This is a genomic window from Mycobacterium heckeshornense, from assembly GCF_016592155.1.
GTDB lineage: Bacteria > Actinomycetota > Actinomycetes > Mycobacteriales > Mycobacteriaceae > Mycobacterium > Mycobacterium heckeshornense.
The window spans coordinates 2,543,921-2,560,259 of the sequence record NZ_AP024237.1; the positions used below are offsets into that span (position 1 = coordinate 2,543,921).

The following is a 16,339-nucleotide window of genomic DNA, read 5'->3' on the forward strand; positions in this document are numbered from 1 at the left end:
GGTCAGCCCTTCTCCGCCGACTCCAGCGCGCGTACCAGTACGTCGTGCGCTTCGGACAGACGGCGGGCGATCTCGTCGAGGTCGGCCTCGGCGAGCTCGTCGTCGGCAAGGTCTGGTAGCCCGGCGAGCAGCGCAGTGATCTCCGCGCGGATCTGTTCAGGGTCGATGGTCATTGCGCCCTTTACGCTAGTCGATCTGTCCGCTGAGCAGTGACCATCGCCTCAGTGCGTCACGGGCCTGCGCGTCGGCGGCCTCGATCCTGATCTGACGCCCGTCGAGATCCGCATCCCACACGGCCCTGGCTACGGAACGAACCACCGACAGGCCATCCCCGGCGTTGTCGTCGCCGGTAGCGCTGACCGTCAGCGTCCCGTCGCTGGCGTCTACGCGCCAGACCGACTGCGGCACCACCTCGAGCTCGCCGGCGTCGTGGTGCAATGAGCGCAGGTCGTGCGCGATGTAGGTGGGCCGTTGTCCCGGCACGGCATAAACCGCGTCGCGCGCCGAATTGACCCCGGTGAGCACCATCAGGCTGGGCAGTCCGGCCGCGTTGGCACCGGCGATATCGGTGTCCAGACGGTCACCGACCACCAAGGGGGCGTGAAAATCGCCGCGCGCCACCGCCTCTTTCATCAGCCCGGGTGCTGGCTTTCCAGCCACCTGGGGTTGGGCGTCGGTGGCCGCCCGCAACGCCGCGACCATGGCGCCATTGCCCGGCAACAGCCCTCGTTCGGAAGGCAAGGTGCGGTCGACATTGGCCGCGACCCACAGCGCACCCGCCCTGATGGCCAGCGCTGCCTCGGCGAGATCAGGCCAGCCGGTAGTCGGCGAGTGGCCCTGGACGACGGCGACCGGCTCGTCGTCCCACCGGCGCACCGGGCGTAATCCGACTGCGGCGATCTCGTTGGCCAGCGACTCCGTGCCCACGACCAGCACGGGCGAACCCGGCCGAAGCTGGCCTGCTAGCAGATGGGCGGCGGTCTGGCCGCTGGTGACCACATCCGCTCCGGTTGCCGTGAAGCCCAGATCGCGCAAGTGGGCGGCTACTTCGTCTGCCCCGCGGGAGGCGTTGTTGGTAATGAACAGCTTGCGGCAACGCACCTTGTCCAGCGACTCGACCGCGCCGTCAGTGGGCCGACGGCCATGAAAGACGGTGCCGTCCAGATCGATCAGCAGGCAATCGTACTGCTGTGCAAGCGTTGTCACGTCAGGCTAACTCGCTAACCCGCTCTTCGGCGTCGGTGACGCCGTCGACATCGGCAGCCGCCGAACGTAAAAACCATTGCAGCGCTTCGTCGCTGCGGTCTAGCGCCAGCAGGGTCTCGGCGTAGGCGTAGAACAGCCGCGCGGCGGTCGATCCGGTGCGGCGGGTGGCGAGTCCCCGATACTGAGTCCACCCGGTTCTAGAGTCGGGTTTTGTTGTTCTGGATTCAGTTGATTTCGCAGGCCACAGGGGTGTGGGTGTGGCTGCATCGGGCAGCGTACTCGGCCGGGGTGAGGTAGCCCAGCGCGGAGTGACGATGCCGGTGATTATGTTCGTGCTTGAAGTCACCGATGACTACTCGGGCCTCCAGCAGGTTGGTCCAGTGGTTGCGGTTGAGGCACTCCTTCCTGAGCCTGCTGTTGAACGATTCGATGTAGGCGTTGTCCCACGGCGCTCCGGGTGGAATGTAGGACAATCCGACTGTGCCGTCACAAAACTGTTGCAACGCTTGCGAAATCATCTCCGGGCCGTTGTCCATGCGCAGCACCAGCGGCGGTCCACCGGCGGAGGCGAACACCCGCTCGAGTTCATCGACGAGACGCTCGCCGGTAATCGAGCGCTCCACGATGTTCAGCAGCGATTCGCGAGTGTGCTCGTCGACCATCGACGCGATCTTGACAGCCTTGCCGTCGATGGTGGAGTCGAACTGAAAATCGATCGCCCACACCACCTTGGGTGCGTCCGCGACGACCTGCGGCGCCGACGACACCCGCGCGCTTACGCGGCGAATACGCCCGCCGCTGCAGTCCTTCCTCACGCCACAGCCGGTGGACCTTCTTTTGTTGACCTCACGGCCCTCATCGTGGCGCAACGCCGCCCAGGCGCGCCGAAACCCATGGCAGGGATGTTTGGTGGCATACGCGCGCAGCCAGACCCGCAGATCGGCATCCGGGTCGGCCGGGGTCGCCGCGACCGGAGTGCGCCGGTAGGTAGAACGAGCCAGCCCAACCGCCTTGCACGCCAACCGCTCCGACATGCTCAACACCTCTTTGAGCATGTCCACGGCGCGACGCTTGGCGGCCGGGCTCAGAATTTTCCCTTCGCAACCTCCCGCAACGCATCCTTCTCCAACTCCGCCTCGGCCAAAAGCCGCTTCAACCGCGCGTTCTGCTCCCGCAACTCCTTGAGCTGCCTGGCGGCATCGATATCCATCCCGCCATAGGTGCGGCGCCAGTTGTACAGCGTCGCCGCCGACACCTCCAGCTCGGCGGCGATCTCCTCACCGGTCTTGCCCGCCGCGGCCAGCTCGTCCGCGCGGCGCAGCTTGCGCACGATGTCCTCCGCGGAATGCCGCTTCCGACCACCCATGTGTTTCATCATCCCTTCCAGCCCCATCCACGGGGCCACAGGACTCTAAAACAAGGCGGACTCATTCACCGGGAACACCCCACGGGGATCCAGCGGCGGCGTGGACAATACGGTCAAGGCCTGCTCCAGCTGACCGAGATCCGCACGGGCCCCGGCGGCGACGATGCGTAATTCGTCCGCATCGTCGCCGCTGAGCTGGGCAGCCTCGGGCCCCCGGGCCAGCTCGATCGCCCGCTCTGGACGGCCGAGACCGCGTTCGCAGTCGGCGATCAGCGGAAGTAGCGCGGATTTGCTGCCCATCCTGCGGGCGGCGCGCAACTCGGCGAGCGCTTGCGCCCAGTCACCGCAGTGGTAGGCCGCAATCCCGACGGCTTCACGAATGGCGGCGATCCGGCCGGATCGGGCCCGGGCCGCACGTGCATGGCTCAGCGCGGCTTCGGGGTCGTCATCGATCAGCACACCCGCCGCGACCAGGTGGCGAGCCACCGTGTCTGCGGTAGCGCGGTCCAAAGTGCTTAGCTCGCGCCGGATTTCGGGTGCCAGCTGGTTGGCTTCCACATCGGGTGGAATTGGTGGCCCGCTACCCGAACCGTTGCCGCCCGACGTGTGCTTGGGTTGTTCCCGACGTGCACGCCCAGGCCCGGAGCGGGGAACGTCACGTTCGGGACGCGGCGCGCGCCTTGATGTGACCGGGCCTGCGGATGCTGGCCGCGGTCGTCGCGCACCGCTGCCGCGCCGCTCGTCGACCATTTTGCGCATCCACCCCAATCACTGCCCGCCCGGTCGTATCGCGGGGCCCTATCAAGGATACGGAAACGGTCGAGACGACGACAATTTAAGCGGCGGCAATTGAAAAATTGCCGCGGTCAGTGCAATTCGATTGAACAGGGCAAATGGTAAGCACCCCCTTTTGGTGTGGGGGTGCTTTTGGGTGTTCGGCGGTGTCCTACTTTTCCACCCGGGGTGGGTAGTATCATCGGCGCTGGCAGGCTTAGCTTCCGGGTTCGGGATGGGTCCGGGCGTTTCCCTGCCGCTATGGACCGCCGTAACTTTATTTTGTTTGTGTTGTGTGGGGTGGGGGTGTGGTGTGGTGTGGTGTGGTTGCGTGGTGTGGGTAAGTTTTCGGCCGGTTAGTGCCAGTTCCCTGCGCCTATTGCTAGGTGTGTAGGTCTGGTCTATTGATCCCGTGTTCTGCGGGGGCCTTATCCCTCTGAAAGGGTGAGAAGCCTGGTCTTGGAAGGGGTTTCCCGCTTAGATGCTTTCAGCGGTTATCCTTTCCGAACGTGGCTATCCAGCGGTGCCCCTGGTGGGACAACTGGTGGACCAGAGGTTCGTCCGTCCCGGTCCTCTCGTACTGGGGACAGGTTTCCTCAGGCTTCTGACGCGCGCGGCGGATAGAGACCGAACTGTCTCACGACGTTCTAAACCCAGCTCGCGTGCCGCTTTAATGGGCGAACAGCCCAACCCTTGGGACCTGCTCCAGCCCCAGGATGCGACGAGCCGACATCGAGGTGCCAAACCATCCCGTCGATATGGACTCTTGGGGAAGATCAGCCTGTTATCCCCGGGGTACCTTTTATCCGTTGAGCGACACCCCTTCCACTCGGGGGTGCCGGATCACTAGTCCCGACTTTCGTCCCTGCTTGACGTGTGGGTCTTGCAGTCAAGCTCCCTTGTGCACTTGCACTCGCCACCTGATTGCCGTCCAGGTTGAGGGAACCTTTGGGCGCCTCCGTTACCGTTTGGGAGGCAACCGCCCCAGTTAAACTACCCGCCAGGCACTGTCCCTGAACCCGGTTCAGGGTTCGAGGTTAGAAGCCCAATACGGCCAGAGTGGTATTTCAACGACGACTCCACGCAAACTGGCGTTTGCGCTTCACAGTCTCCCACCTATCCTACACAAGCCGCATCGGACTCCAATACCAAGTTGTAGTGAAGGTCCCGGGGTCTTTTCGTCCTGCCGCGCGTAACGAGCATCTTTACTCGTAGTGCAATTTCGCCGAGTCTATGGTTGAGACAGTGGAGAAGTCGTTACGCCATTCGTGCAGGTCGGAACTTACCCGACAAGGAATTTCGCTACCTTAGGATGGTTATAGTTACCACCGCCGTTTACTGGGGCTTAAATTCTCCGCTTCACCCCCGGAGGGGTTGACGGGTCCTCTTAACCTTCCAGCACCGGGCAGGCGTCAGTCCGTATACCTCGTCTTGCGACTTCGCACGGACCTGTGTTTTTAGTAAACAGTCGCTTCTCCCTGGTTTGTGCCACCCCCTGCCGCTGCCGGCCGCGCGGGCCTTGACGGTGTGGGGGTCCCCCTTCTCCCGAAGTTACGGGGGCATTTTGCCGAGTTCCTTAACCATAGTTATCTCGTACGCCTCGGTATTCTCTACCTGACCACCTGTGTCGGTTTGGGGTACGGGCCGTGCGTGCGCTCGCTAGAGGCTTTTCTCGGCAGCAGAGGATCACCGAATTCGCCTCAACCGGCTATGCATCACCTCTGAGGATCAATGACATCCGGATTTGCCTAGATGTCTCCCTACGGGCTTGCCCCAGTATTACCACTGACTGGTACGGCTACCTTTCTGCGTCACCCCGTCGCTTACCTACTAGCGGACCGGGCCCCACGCAGCGGGCGACCCCCAACACCCCGAAGGGCGCCGGTTAGCCACCGTTTGGGTGGTTAGCAGATCCGATTCGGTATGGGCGCGCACCCACGGGTACGGGAATATCAACCCGTTATCCATCGACTACGCCTGTCGGCCTCGCCTTAGGTCCCGACTCACCCTGGGCGGACTGGCCTGGCCCAGGAACCCTTGGTCTTCCGGCGGGCAAGGTTCTCACTTGCCTTAACGCTACTCATGCCTGCATTCGCACTCCCCCCACCTCCACCGTGGATCACTCCACGACTTCCCCGATGAAGGGACGCTCCCCTACCCAACACTGTCGTGTTGCCGCGGCTTCGGCGGTGTGCTTGAGCCCCGCTACATTATCGGCGCACAATCACTTGACCAGTGAGCTATTACGCACTCTTTCAAGGATGGCTGCTTCTAAGCCAACCTCCTGGTTGTCTTCGCGATCACACATCCTTTCCCACTTAGCACACCCTTAGGGGCCTTAGCCGGCGATCTGGGCTGTTTCCCTTTCGACGCGCGAAGCTTATCCCCCGCCGTCTCACTGCCACACTTACCACACCGGCATTCGGAGTTTGGCTGACGTCAGTAACCTAGTCGGGCCCATCGGCCATCCAGTAGCTCTACCTCCGGTGTGAACCATGCAACGCTGCACCTAAATGCATTTCGGGGAGAACCAGCTATCACGGAGTTTGATTGGCCTTTCACCCCTACCCACAGCTCATCCCCTCAGTCTTCAACCTAAGTGGGTTCGGGCCTCCACGCGGTCTTACCCGCGCTTCACCCTGGCCATGGGTAGATCACCCCGCTTCGGGTCCACAACATGCCACTACACCCCACCAACGGGGATACGCCCTATTCAGACTCGCTTTCGCTGCGGCTACCCCACCCGGGTTAACCTCGCGACATGCCAGTGACTCGCAGGCTCATTCTTCAAAAGGCACGCCATCACCCCACCCGGGGGCTTTGACGGATTGTAGGCACACGGTTTCAGGTACTCTTTCACTCCCCTCCCGGGGTACTTTTCACCATTCCCTCACGGTACTGATCCGCTATCGGTCATTGGGACGTATTTAGGCTTACCGGGTGGTCCCGGCCGATTCACAGCAGATTCCACGGGCCCGCTGCTACTCGGGACACGCCACAGGCAGGCGCAGGATTTTCACGTACCGGGCTCTCACCGTCTACGGCAGACCATCCCAGGCCACTTCCGCTAACCCCACACTTGCTCACTGCCCGCCAGGGGGGTAGCCCCAGCCGCGGCGCTCCCACAACCCCGCACACACAACCCCTACCCGGTCTTTCATGCGCGCGGTTTAGCCTCCTCCGCGTTCGCTCGCCACTACTAACGGAATCACCTGTTGTTTTCTTCTCCTACGGGTACTGAGATGTTTCACTTCCCCGCGTTCCCCCCGCACCCTATCCATTCAGATGCGGGTGACACGACATCACTCGTGCCGGGTTACCCCATTCGGACACCCTCGGATCCACGCTCGGTTGACAGCTCCCCGAGGCTTATCGCAGCCTCCCACGTCCTTCATCGGCGCCCAATGCCAAGGCATCCACCATGCGCCCTTACACACTTACAAACACCAGAAAACACACGACAAAAACCGCTACCACAGTCTTTGCCAGATGCTCGCAACCACTATCCAACACTCAAACACCACACCCCGCCACCACGCGAGGCAACAACACCACCAACCCCAAACGGCCCCGGTGTTGTCTCAAAACCCAACAGTGTGCCGGTGATCACTGTCTGCCGCCAAACACCCGGCCCGACGCCACCACAGCGCCGAACCCTCCACACCCCACCAACACGGGGTGCAATCCACGGTGCTCCCTAGAAAGGAGGTGATCCAGCCGCACCTTCCGGTACGGCTACCTTGTTACGACTTCGTCCCAATCGCCGATCCCACCTTCGACCACTCCCTCCCAAACGGGTTGGGCCATGGGCTTCGGGTGTTACCGACTTTCATGACGTGACGGGCGGTGTGTACAAGGCCCGGGAACGTATTCACCGCAGCATTGCTGATCTGCGATTACTAGCGACTCCGACTTCACGGGGTCGAGTTGCAGACCCCGATCCGAACTGAGACCGGCTTTACAAGGATTCGCTTAACCTCACGGCATCGCAGCCCTTTGTACCGGCCATTGTAGCATGTGTGAAGCCCTGGACATAAGGGGCATGATGACTTGACGTCATCCCCACCTTCCTCCGAGTTGACCCCGGCAGTCTCCCATGAGTCCCCACCATCACGTGCTGGCAACATGGGACAAGGGTTGCGCTCGTTGCGGGACTTAACCCAACATCTCACGACACGAGCTGACGACAGCCATGCACCACCTGCACACAGGCCACAAGGGAACGCCTATCTCTAGACGCGTCCTGTGCATGTCAAACCCAGGTAAGGTTCTTCGCGTTGCATCGAATTAATCCACATGCTCCGCCGCTTGTGCGGGCCCCCGTCAATTCCTTTGAGTTTTAGCCTTGCGGCCGTACTCCCCAGGCGGGGTACTTAATGCGTTAGCTACGGCACGGATCCTTCAGGAAAGAACCCACACCTAGTACCCACCGTTTACGGCGTGGACTACCAGGGTATCTAATCCTGTTCGCTCCCCACGCTTTCGCTCCTCAGCGTCAGTTACTGCCCAGAGACCCGCCTTCGCCACCGGTGTTCCTCCTGATATCTGCGCATTCCACCGCTACACCAGGAATTCCAGTCTCCCCTGCAGCACTCCAGCCTGCCCGTATCGCCCGCACGCCCACAGTTAAGCTGTGGCATTCCACGAACAACGCGACAAGCCGCCTACGAGCTCTTTACGCCCAGTAATTCCGGACAACGCTTGCACCCTACGTATTACCGCGGCTGCTGGCACGTAGTTGGCCGGTGCTTCTTCTCCACCTACCGTCACCACAACAAAAGCTGCGGCTTCGTCGATGGTGAAAGAGGTTTACAACCCGAAGGCCGTCATCCCCCACGCGGCGTCGCTGCATCAGGCTTGCGCCCATTGTGCAATATTCCCCACTGCTGCCTCCCGTAGGAGTCTGGGCCGTATCTCAGTCCCAGTGTGGCCGGACACCCTCTCAGGCCGGCTACCCGTCGTCGCCTTGGTAGGCCATCACCCCACCAACAAGCTGATAGGCCGCGGGCCCATCCCACACCACTACCACACGCTTTCCACCACACCACATGCATGGCGCGGTCCTATCCGGTATTAGACCCAGTTTCCCAGGCTTATCCCGAAGTGCAGGGCAGGTCACCCACGTGTTACTCACCCGTTCGCCACTCGAGCACCCACCGAAGCGGGCCTTTCCGTTCGACTTGCATGTGTTAAGCACGCCGCCAGCGTTCGTCCTGAGCCAGGATCAAACTCTCCAAACAAAACCACTCAGAGAAAACCCCGACAAAAAACACACCACACCCCAACACGGGGAAAATCAGGGCACGGCAAAAACAACAAACAAAACCACCAACACACTATTGAGTTCTCAAACAACACCGTTCCGGCCGTGCCTCGAACCCGCGGCGGATGGGCCACGCGTTCGTAGTACGGACGGTGAGGGCAGTCCCTCTGGGAGCCTCGCGGTTCGCGGACTGGCCGCTTCGCGACGGCTCTACCAAGTTACGTGAGGGACAGGCCGCAGTCAAATGGCCTTGTGGCCGGCCGCTTTCGACCGCGACACGGGTGTCAACGCCGGCACTGCGACGATTGTTCCCCCCTTCCGCCGGAGCCAGTCCCGCCAGGCCGAACAGTTCTCCCGACGCGTTCGATGCCGGCGATATTCCGCTTGCCCCGCCGCAACACCAGCCACCGACCATGCAGAAAATCCGCTGGCCGCGGCGTCCAGTCGTCGCTGTCGACCTTGGTGTTGTTGACGGACACGCCGCCCTCGGCGATCGTGCGCCGTGCGGCCCCCTTGCTCGGTGACAGACCGCTGGCCACCAAGAGGTCGACGATCCCGTCGGGTGCGCCCGGCTTCAACTCCGCAACCGGGGTTTCCCGCAGCGCCGCCGTCAGCGTTGCTTCGTCCAGCCGCGCCAATTCCCCGTGGCCGAAGAGGGCGCGGCTGGCACGCTCGACGGCCTTGGTGACCGCCTCGCCGTGCACCAGCGTGGTGAGTTCTCGGGCCAGGGTGCGTTGCGCGACACGGTCCTGGGGGCGCGAGGCCGTCGCCTCCTCGAGGTCGGCGAGCTCGTCAGCCGACAGAAACGTGAACCAGCGCAGGTACCGGATGACGTCGGCGTCGGCGGTATTGATGAAGTACTGGTACCACGCGTACGGAGTGGTCATCTCAGGGTCCAGCCACAGATTGCCGCCGCCGGTGGATTTGCCGAACTTGGCGCCGTCGGCCGCCGTGACCAGCGGCACCGTCAGCGCGTGCACTGTCACACCCAGCTTCTGGCGCGCCAGGCGCACTCCGGCGATGATGTTGCCCCACTGATCGGAACCGCCGATCTGCAGCACACAGTGGTGACGGCGGTACAACTCGACGTAGTCGTTGGCCTGCAGCAGCAGGTAACTGAACTCGGTGTAGGAGATGCCTTCCCCGTTCAGGCGGCGCCGGATGACGTCGCGGTCGAGCATCACGTTCACCGAAAAATGCTTGCCCACGTCGCGCAGGAACTCGATGGCCGACATGTCGCGCGTCCACTCGAGGTTGTTCTCGACGATCGCGCCCGTCGGCGAGTCGTCGAAGTCGACGAACCGTTCCAGTTGTCCGCGGATCCGCTCGGTCCATTCCAGGACGGTGTCGGCGGCGTTGAGGGCGCGTTCGCCGGTGTCGCGCGGGTCGCCGATGAGCCCGGTGGCGCCACCGGCCAACACGATAGGACGATGGCCGGCCCGCTGGAAACGGCGCAGGGCCAGCAGCGGCACCAGGTGCCCCGCATGCAGGCTCGGCGCGGTGGGGTCGAAGCCCGCATACACCGTAAGCGGTCCCCGCGCTGCTTCGGCGGCCAGCGCCTCAAGGTCGGTGGACTGTGCGATCAGCCCGCGCCAGCTCAGCTCGTCCAGGATGGGTGCGCCCACAGTTATCGATCTTCCAGCATTGCGCCCCGGGGCGTTAATCGCTGGTCCCGGGCGCGGGGGCCCGGGGGCTGCGGCGGTAGGCCGAGACCTCGGGCCGGCCCGGCAACCACAGCCGCCACGGCCGGTCGGCGGCCACGCTGATGCCGACTCGGGGACCGCACACGGCGTCGAGGGTGTCGTTCAGTTTTACCGTGATCGGGCTGTCGGGATCGAAGAGATCAAGTCCGTTGTCTGCCATGGTGATTCCCAGAGCCGAACAAAGGTTTCCGGGCCCGCGCGCCAGCGCGGCGGTTCGGGCGAGCTCGCCGCGCCGGGACCTCGCCAGCTCGATTCCGCACTCGATCACCGCGGACCTGAGCAGAACGGCTGCGGCTGTCCCGTCGGGGCCGCACGCGACGTTGGCACAGACATGGATCCCGTGGCTCCGGTAGGTATAGAGGTGTCCGGGCGGGCCAAACATCACGGCATTGCGACCGTTGCGTCCCCGGTAGGAGTGTGCCGCCGCGTCCGGCCAGGGGCCCTCCGGCACCCCACCATAGGCCTCCACCTCGACAATTGTGGCGCTGACACCCCGTCCGTAAAGCGTGGCGCCAAGTAGCCGGCGCGCGGCGCTGACCGGGTCGACCGCCAGTTCCTCAGCGCTCACCGGACAGATTTTGCCCGCGGCACTTGACAAGGACGCACGTGGGGTTGATATTCATCGAATGATGAGTTCATCAAGTGATGAATTACTGCCGAGCGGTGATCGCATCGCCGTCGATATCAAGCACCTGCGCGTGATCCGCGGCAAAAGGCCAGCGCTGCACGACTTTTCGGTACAGATTGCGCGCGGCACCATCACCGGCCTGCTCGGTCCTTCCGGCTGCGGCAAGACCACCCTGATGCGCTGCATCGTCGGCACCCAGATCGTCACCGCAGGTCGGGTCACAGTCCTGGGCCGGCCGGCCGGGTCGGCCGTGCTGCGCCGACGCGTCGGATACATGCCGCAGGACCCGACCATTTACAACGACCTGCGAATCATCGACAACGTCCGCTACTTCGCGTCGCTGTACGGGTTCGACAGCCACGCGGCCGACGCGGCTATCGAGCTGGTGGGGCTGTCCGACCACCGCGCCGCCTACTGTGGAAACCTTTCCGGAGGCCAGCGCACCAGGGTATCGCTGGCCTGCGCGCTGGTCTGCCGGCCCGAGTTGCTCGTGCTGGACGAACCGACGGTGGGTCTCGACCCGGTGCTGCGCGCGGATTTGTGGGGCCAGTTCCATGATTTGGCCCACGGCGGCACCACTTTGCTGGTTTCCAGTCACGTGATGGACGAAGCCGACCACTGCGGTGACCTGTTGCTGATGCGTGAGGGTCATTTGGTCGCCCACACCACACCGAACCGACTACGAGAGGAAACCGGATGCACGGCACTGGAGGAAGCGTTTCTGTCCATCATCAACCGCAGCACCGCGCGAGCAGCCGGCCCCCGAGCCGGATAGGCCTGGGAGGCTACGCCGCCACCACGGCGCGGATTCTGCGTCAACTGGCGGCCGATCACCGCAGCGTGGCGATGATCCTGCTGGTGCCGGTCCTGGTCATCACCTTGATGTACTTCATGTTCGAAAATGCTCCGCACCGGCCGGGCAGCCCGTCGCCGTTCCACAACGCCTGTCTGATCCTGCTGGGCCTTTTCCCGCTTTTCTTGATGTTCGTGATCACGTCGATAACCATGCAGCGCGAACGGGCCTCGGGAACCCTGGAGCGGATCCTGACTACTCCGCTGCGCCGGCTCGATCTGCTGATCGCCTACGGGACGGCATTTTCGATAGCGGCCGCTACCCAAGCAGTTTTGGCCTGCGTCGTGTCGTTTTGGTTCCTCGGCTTCGACACCGCCGGCAGTCCAGTGTGGGTGTTTGTGATCGCGATCATCAACGCTGTGCTCGGTGTCGGGCTGGGCTTATTGTGTAGCGCGTTCGCCCGCACCGAATTTCAAGCTGTGCAGTTCATCCCGCTGGTGATGGTGCCGCAGCTGCTGCTGGCCGGCATTATCGTGCCGCGCGGCCTGATGGCTACCTGGCTGCAATGGATCAGCAACGTCCTGCCCGCGAGCTACGCGTTGGAGGCACTTCAGCAGGTGGGTGCGCATGCCGAGCTGACGAGCACCGCGGTCCGCGACATGGTCGTGGTGCTGGGCTTTGCGATCACGGCGTTGTGCCTGGCCGCGGCGACGCTGCGCCGGCGCACCCCATAGACCGTTGGCCGGCGTCGAACGCCGACGGCCAGGGCGGCCGGCCGGAAGCTCAGACACCCGGGAACGAATCCTGAAGAGCGCACGAGACCTATTCGCGCGCAATGGGATTCATAAGACATCGATTCGGGCGGTGGCCGCGGCGGCGGGCGTGGATTCTGCCTTGGTGCACCACTACTTCGGGACCAAGGAACGGCTGTTCGCCGCCGCTGTCCGCATTCCGATCGACCCGATGGACATCATCGGACCGCTTCGCGAGGTGCCGGTTGAAGACCTCGGCTACCGGCTGCCGTCGACATTGTTGCCGCTGTGGGACTCCGAGCTGGGTGCGGGTGTCATCGCCACGGTGCGATCGCTGCTGGCCGGCTCGGAGGTGAATCTGATCCGGTCTTTCATCGAGGACGTGATCGCGGTCGAGATCGGAAGCCGCATCGACGATCCGCCGGGCAGCGGCATCATCCGCATCCAGTTCGTCGCATCGCAACTGGTCGGGGTGGTGATGGCGCGCTGCATCCTGGAATTGGAGCCGTTCAAATCGCTGCCGCCCGAACAGATCGCGCGCACCATCGCGCCGAACCTGCAGCGCTACCTCACCGGGGAGCTGCCGGCCTGGCCCGCGCCATGAGCCGGACGTGCTCGTCGTCGCTCACCGATTCGGCCTCGTCGACCAGCAGCACCGGGATGCCGTCCTCGATACGGTAGGCGCGCCGCAGGCGCGGGTTGTACAGCAGCGGGCCGACGGGTTTGTCGACCAGCAGCAGTGGGCCGCGGTCGGCGGGGCAGACCAGAATGCTCAGCAGCGTTTCATCGATCATGCGGGGCCCCTGGGTCGGTGTGTGCCGCAGAGCTCGTTGCGCACCGACGCGGTCAACCGGCGGAATTGATTGCCCGCCGGATCGAAATACCACGCATGGCGTCCCGGCTTGGGAATCCCGGCGGCCCGCAACGCGCTGACGGTGGGCCGGTAGGTGGCGCTCAGCGTCATCTGGGGCACCACGTGCACGATGTCGGGCCCCACCCCGATCGGCGGCATCTTCGCGATGGCCTCGGTCAGATCGGCAGCGGTGATGCTGGCCCCGGGCCGCAGCGTCACCGCCGACACCGCCACTTGTTGGCCGCGCACCGGCACCCCGTAGGTCACCGCAAGGTCGACACCGTTGATGAAGCCCAGCGCGTCGGTGATCGGCTCGCAGTAAACGATTCCGCGCGCGGTGCGGACCACCGAGCCGCGCCGTCCCACCAACCAGTAGTCCCCGTCGGCGTCGCGGCGGAACAGGTACTCGGTCGATATCCAGGTATCGGCCGGCGCGAACACACCACGTTTGACTGAGGCGCTCGGGTCGATCGGCCCGCGCGGCTGGGCCAGCAACACACCCACTTCGTTGGTGTCGGCGACCTGCACGAACCCGCGGTCGTTTTCCAGGATCAGGTCGTGCTCGGCGTCGTAGGCCCCCAGCTCGACCTGCCCGGCCCCCGGGAGCGGGCGGCCTTTGCTGCCGATCTTGGCACCGGACACGTTGGCCAGCACGGCTTGCCCATCGGTGGTGGCGAAGAACTCGACGACATGGGCAGGGGCGAAGGCGTCGACGACGCGCTGCCACAAGCCCGTTGGCATCCCCGAGCCGATGAAGAGCCGCACCGGGTGGTTGCCGTGCAAGGCAAACGCCCGGTCATCGACGACCTCGCGCAACATGGCCCAGGTGTAGGACACCACGGTGACCCCGTACTGCCGGACCTCGGCGACGAACCGGTCCGGGCGCAGCCCGCGCGACAGCGCGATACGGGCGCCGCCGACCACCGCACCGCCCAGGCTGACCAGCAGACCGGATTCATGGTGCAGTGGGGTCAGGCAGTACACGGTGTCCCCCTGCCCGAGGGCAGCGGTCGAGGCCGTCCCGAACGCCGACAATGCCCAGCGGTAGTTGGTAATCTGCTTGGCCACCAACTCGCCGCCGGCGGTGGTGGTGAACCCGATGAACGCCAGATCCCGCGCCAGGCCCGGGTTCTGGCGATACCAGGCGGGAAGCTCGACCGCGTCGGGGTCGATCTTTTCCATGTCGATAACGTCGGCGTCCTCGGGAAGATGCAGGTCGCGCGATTCGCCGCCCCCCAGGACCAACACGTGGCCCGGCAACTGACGCGCGGTGTCGAGATTGGTCGGGTCGGCAATGATCTCGCTGACACCACCGATCCGTGCTTCCGCAACCAGGTCACTGTCGGGCTGCATCAGCACCGCGACCGCACCCAGCCGCGACAGTGCAGCGATGGCGACCAGTGCACTCGGCCGGGTCTCCATCAGCACACCGACGTGATCGCCCTGCCGCACGCCGACTTCGATCAGGCCGCGCACCACATTGTTGATGCGCCGGTTGACCGCCTCGTAAGTGTGGACTCGCCCGTCGAATAGCAGGAATTCGCCATGTGGCGAGTCGTGGGCTTGTTCGTCGATGATCCTGCCGAGAGAGATCCGGGTGTGATCGTTGATCTGGCCCAGCCGCGCCAGTCTCGGCAGTGTGCGCACGGTTTCCACCGCCAGGGTGCGCACCGACTTGTTGGCCGCGACCACGGCGTCGGCCGCACCACGGGCCAGCGTCAGCGCCATCTCCGAAGCCTCCCCGACACCGTGTGCAACCCGCGACCTCAGCGCGACGCCAGATTGCGAAGGCACCACCGGCCGCTCGACCATCGGCATGACGTCAGCCGGCTTGTCGCCGGATCCGGAAATCCAGCGCACCCAGGCCGCGACAGTCGGCCAGGTTTGCTGTGCCGCTTTTGACCCGACGACGAGGCCGAAATGCCCTGCGCGCAAGGTGTATTCGTATACGTCGGCGTTGGGTGCCGCGCGCCGGATGCCTCGTACGGCCGGGGGCTGTCCGATGTCATCCACTTCGCCGACGAAGGCCAGCACCGGACAGGTGATGTCGGTGAGAGTGACCAGTTGCCCGTTGATCGCGAAACCACCGGTCATCATCCGGTTGTGCGCGATGAACTGCTTGAGCAGCTCAGAAACCGCTGGCCCCGACCACGCGATCCAGCCTTCGGATTCCAGGAACCTGCGCTGCGGTTCTCGCGGCAGCAACGCTTCACGGTCATGCAGTTGCCGCAAGAAGTCGATGCGGGCCTTGGCCGTTTTGAGCGGGTCGAGCAGCTGAAAACCAGTGCGCGCCAGCCAGCTCGGGATGGCCAAGCGATTGAAGACATGGTCCGCCATGAAATTGGCGGCCGCCGCGGCCAGATTGGGCGGAACACCCATCGGCAGAGCGGCCAGGGTGTCCACCGGCGATCCGAACGTCACAATGCTGGCGATGCTTTTCGAATGACGGTATGCGGCCGCCTGATAGCAGAACATGCCGCCTTGGGAGTAGCCCGCCAGGTGTACGTCCTGACCGGTGACGTCGGCGGTCGTGTCGACAGCTTGACTGAGCGCGACGATGTGGTCGGCCAGGTTGCGGCGCATGCCGCCCTCGACCTTGTCGGGTTCGCCGAAGTCTATGACCCACGGATCCAGCCCGGCGGCATGCAGGATGCCGACCGCGCCCTCCTGGCGGGTGACGTCCCACATGTTGGCCGACATCATCATCGGATGCACCAGCAGCACCGGGGGGCCGGCCGGCGGCTGGCCGGGACGGGTGTCCGGCGGGAAATAGCGCCGCAGCTTGTACATGGATACGCTCTCGACGACCTGGAACGGTGACGGCGCCGAGCCGGTTTCCAGGCCGCCTAGGCGCAAGACCTCCAGGCCGTTCTGCGCCGTCGCCACCAGACGCTCGACCGGCCGCATGACCGCTGAAAGATTCAGATCCACCTGCTGCCTCCCGTATCACCAGTATTCCCGCTGCGGGCGGGCCTGACAGCGTGGTCATCATGGCACATTT

General features: G+C 64.1%; 10 protein-coding genes, 3 rRNA genes and 3 pseudogenes. 3 read left to right on the plus strand and 13 right to left on the minus strand.

Annotated elements, in window-relative coordinates; all coding sequences use genetic code 11:
* Positions 1 to 2: 2 nt before the first annotated feature.
* From MHEC_RS12185 to MHEC_RS12225, 11 genes and pseudogenes are all read right to left on the minus strand, one after another.
* Positions 3 to 173, minus strand: coding sequence for a hypothetical protein (locus tag MHEC_RS12185; protein WP_099869503.1), 171 nt, complete (start codon positions 171 to 173; stop codon positions 3 to 5).
* Positions 174 to 186: 13 nt separating this feature from the next.
* Positions 187 to 1,206 carry an HAD-IIA family hydrolase gene (locus MHEC_RS12190; protein ID WP_071700549.1) on the minus strand — a complete coding sequence of 340 codons (1,020 nt, stop codon included), beginning with the start codon at positions 1,204 to 1,206 and terminating at the stop codon, positions 187 to 189.
* 1 nt (position 1,207) lies between these two features.
* Positions 1,208 to 1,366, minus strand: a pseudogene (locus MHEC_RS24225) (hypothetical protein); the annotation flags it as partial.
* A gap of 64 nt (positions 1,367 to 1,430) precedes the next feature.
* Entirely contained in the window at positions 1,431 to 2,261 is an 831-nt protein-coding gene (locus tag MHEC_RS12195; RefSeq protein WP_236591529.1) for an IS3 family transposase, read from the minus strand.
* A 29-nt stretch (positions 2,262 to 2,290) separates the two neighbouring features.
* Positions 2,291 to 2,572 carry a transposase gene (locus MHEC_RS24230; RefSeq protein WP_048893909.1) on the minus strand — a complete coding sequence of 94 codons (282 nt, stop codon included), beginning with the start codon at positions 2,570 to 2,572 and terminating at the stop codon, positions 2,291 to 2,293.
* An 84-nt stretch (positions 2,573 to 2,656) separates the two neighbouring features.
* Positions 2,657 to 3,322 (minus strand): annotated as a pseudogene (locus MHEC_RS12200) (tetratricopeptide repeat protein); the annotation flags it as partial.
* A 183-nt stretch (positions 3,323 to 3,505) separates the two neighbouring features.
* Positions 3,506 to 3,620 (minus strand): 5S ribosomal RNA (gene rrf, locus MHEC_RS12205).
* 62 nt (positions 3,621 to 3,682) lie between these two features.
* Positions 3,683 to 6,789: ribosomal RNA gene (locus tag MHEC_RS12210) — 23S ribosomal RNA — on the minus strand.
* Between the two features lie 258 nt (positions 6,790 to 7,047).
* Positions 7,048 to 8,586 (minus strand): 16S ribosomal RNA (locus MHEC_RS12215).
* The 16S, 23S and 5S rRNA genes sit together here, the layout of an rRNA operon.
* Positions 8,587 to 8,962: 376 nt before the next feature.
* Positions 8,963 to 10,234, minus strand: a pseudogene (tyrS, locus tag MHEC_RS12220) (tyrosine--tRNA ligase); the annotation flags it as partial.
* Between the two features lie 34 nt (positions 10,235 to 10,268).
* On the minus strand, positions 10,269 to 10,880 hold the full coding sequence (locus MHEC_RS12225; protein ID WP_048892327.1) for a DNA-3-methyladenine glycosylase: 612 nt from the start codon (positions 10,878 to 10,880) through the stop codon (positions 10,269 to 10,271).
* 58 nt (positions 10,881 to 10,938) lie between these two features.
* Between MHEC_RS12225 and MHEC_RS12230 the strand changes: the two genes are divergently transcribed.
* From MHEC_RS12230 to MHEC_RS12240, 3 genes are read left to right on the plus strand one after another with little or no spacing between them, the layout of a single operon-like run.
* Positions 10,939 to 11,715: an ABC transporter ATP-binding protein gene (locus tag MHEC_RS12230; RefSeq protein ID WP_048892326.1), complete on the plus strand. Its 777-nt coding sequence runs from the start codon at positions 10,939 to 10,941 to the stop codon at positions 11,713 to 11,715.
* Positions 11,716 to 11,717: 2 nt separating this feature from the next.
* A complete protein-coding gene (locus tag MHEC_RS12235; protein ID WP_235434866.1) occupies positions 11,718 to 12,467 on the plus strand; it encodes an ABC transporter permease in 750 nt (249 codons plus the stop codon).
* 4 nt (positions 12,468 to 12,471) lie between these two features.
* Positions 12,472 to 13,089, plus strand: a complete 618-nt coding sequence (locus MHEC_RS12240; RefSeq protein ID WP_048892325.1) for a TetR/AcrR family transcriptional regulator — start codon at positions 12,472 to 12,474, stop codon at positions 13,087 to 13,089.
* On the opposite strand, the gene MHEC_RS12245 is transcribed toward MHEC_RS12240, so the two are convergent.
* Positions 13,055 to 13,279 carry a Trm112 family protein gene (locus MHEC_RS12245; protein WP_048892324.1) on the minus strand — a complete coding sequence of 75 codons (225 nt, stop codon included), beginning with the start codon at positions 13,277 to 13,279 and terminating at the stop codon, positions 13,055 to 13,057. The genes MHEC_RS12240 and MHEC_RS12245 overlap by 35 nt on opposite strands.
* Positions 13,276 to 16,269 (minus strand): acyl-CoA synthetase, encoded by a 2,994-nt coding sequence (locus MHEC_RS12250; RefSeq protein WP_048892323.1) that lies wholly within the window; start codon positions 16,267 to 16,269, stop codon positions 13,276 to 13,278. The genes MHEC_RS12245 and MHEC_RS12250 overlap by 4 nt, the downstream gene beginning before the upstream one ends.
* Between the last annotated feature and the right edge of the window lie 70 nt (positions 16,270 to 16,339).

Excerpts from the sequence above, each read along its gene's own strand:
- MHEC_RS24230 (WP_048893909.1), bottom strand. The coding sequence starts at position 2,572 with ATGGGTGGTCGGAAGCGGCATTCCGCGGAGGACATCGTGCGCAAGCTG.
- MHEC_RS12230 (WP_048892326.1), top strand. The coding sequence starts at position 10,939 with ATGATGAGTTCATCAAGTGATGAATTACTGCCGAGCGGTGATCGCATC.
- MHEC_RS12245 (WP_048892324.1), bottom strand. The coding sequence starts at position 13,279 with ATGATCGATGAAACGCTGCTGAGCATTCTGGTCTGCCCCGCCGACCGC.
- MHEC_RS12195 (WP_236591529.1), bottom strand. The coding sequence starts at position 2,261 with ATGCTCAAAGAGGTGTTGAGCATGTCGGAGCGGTTGGCGTGCAAGGCG.
- MHEC_RS12185 (WP_099869503.1), bottom strand. The coding sequence starts at position 173 with ATGACCATCGACCCTGAACAGATCCGCGCGGAGATCACTGCGCTGCTC.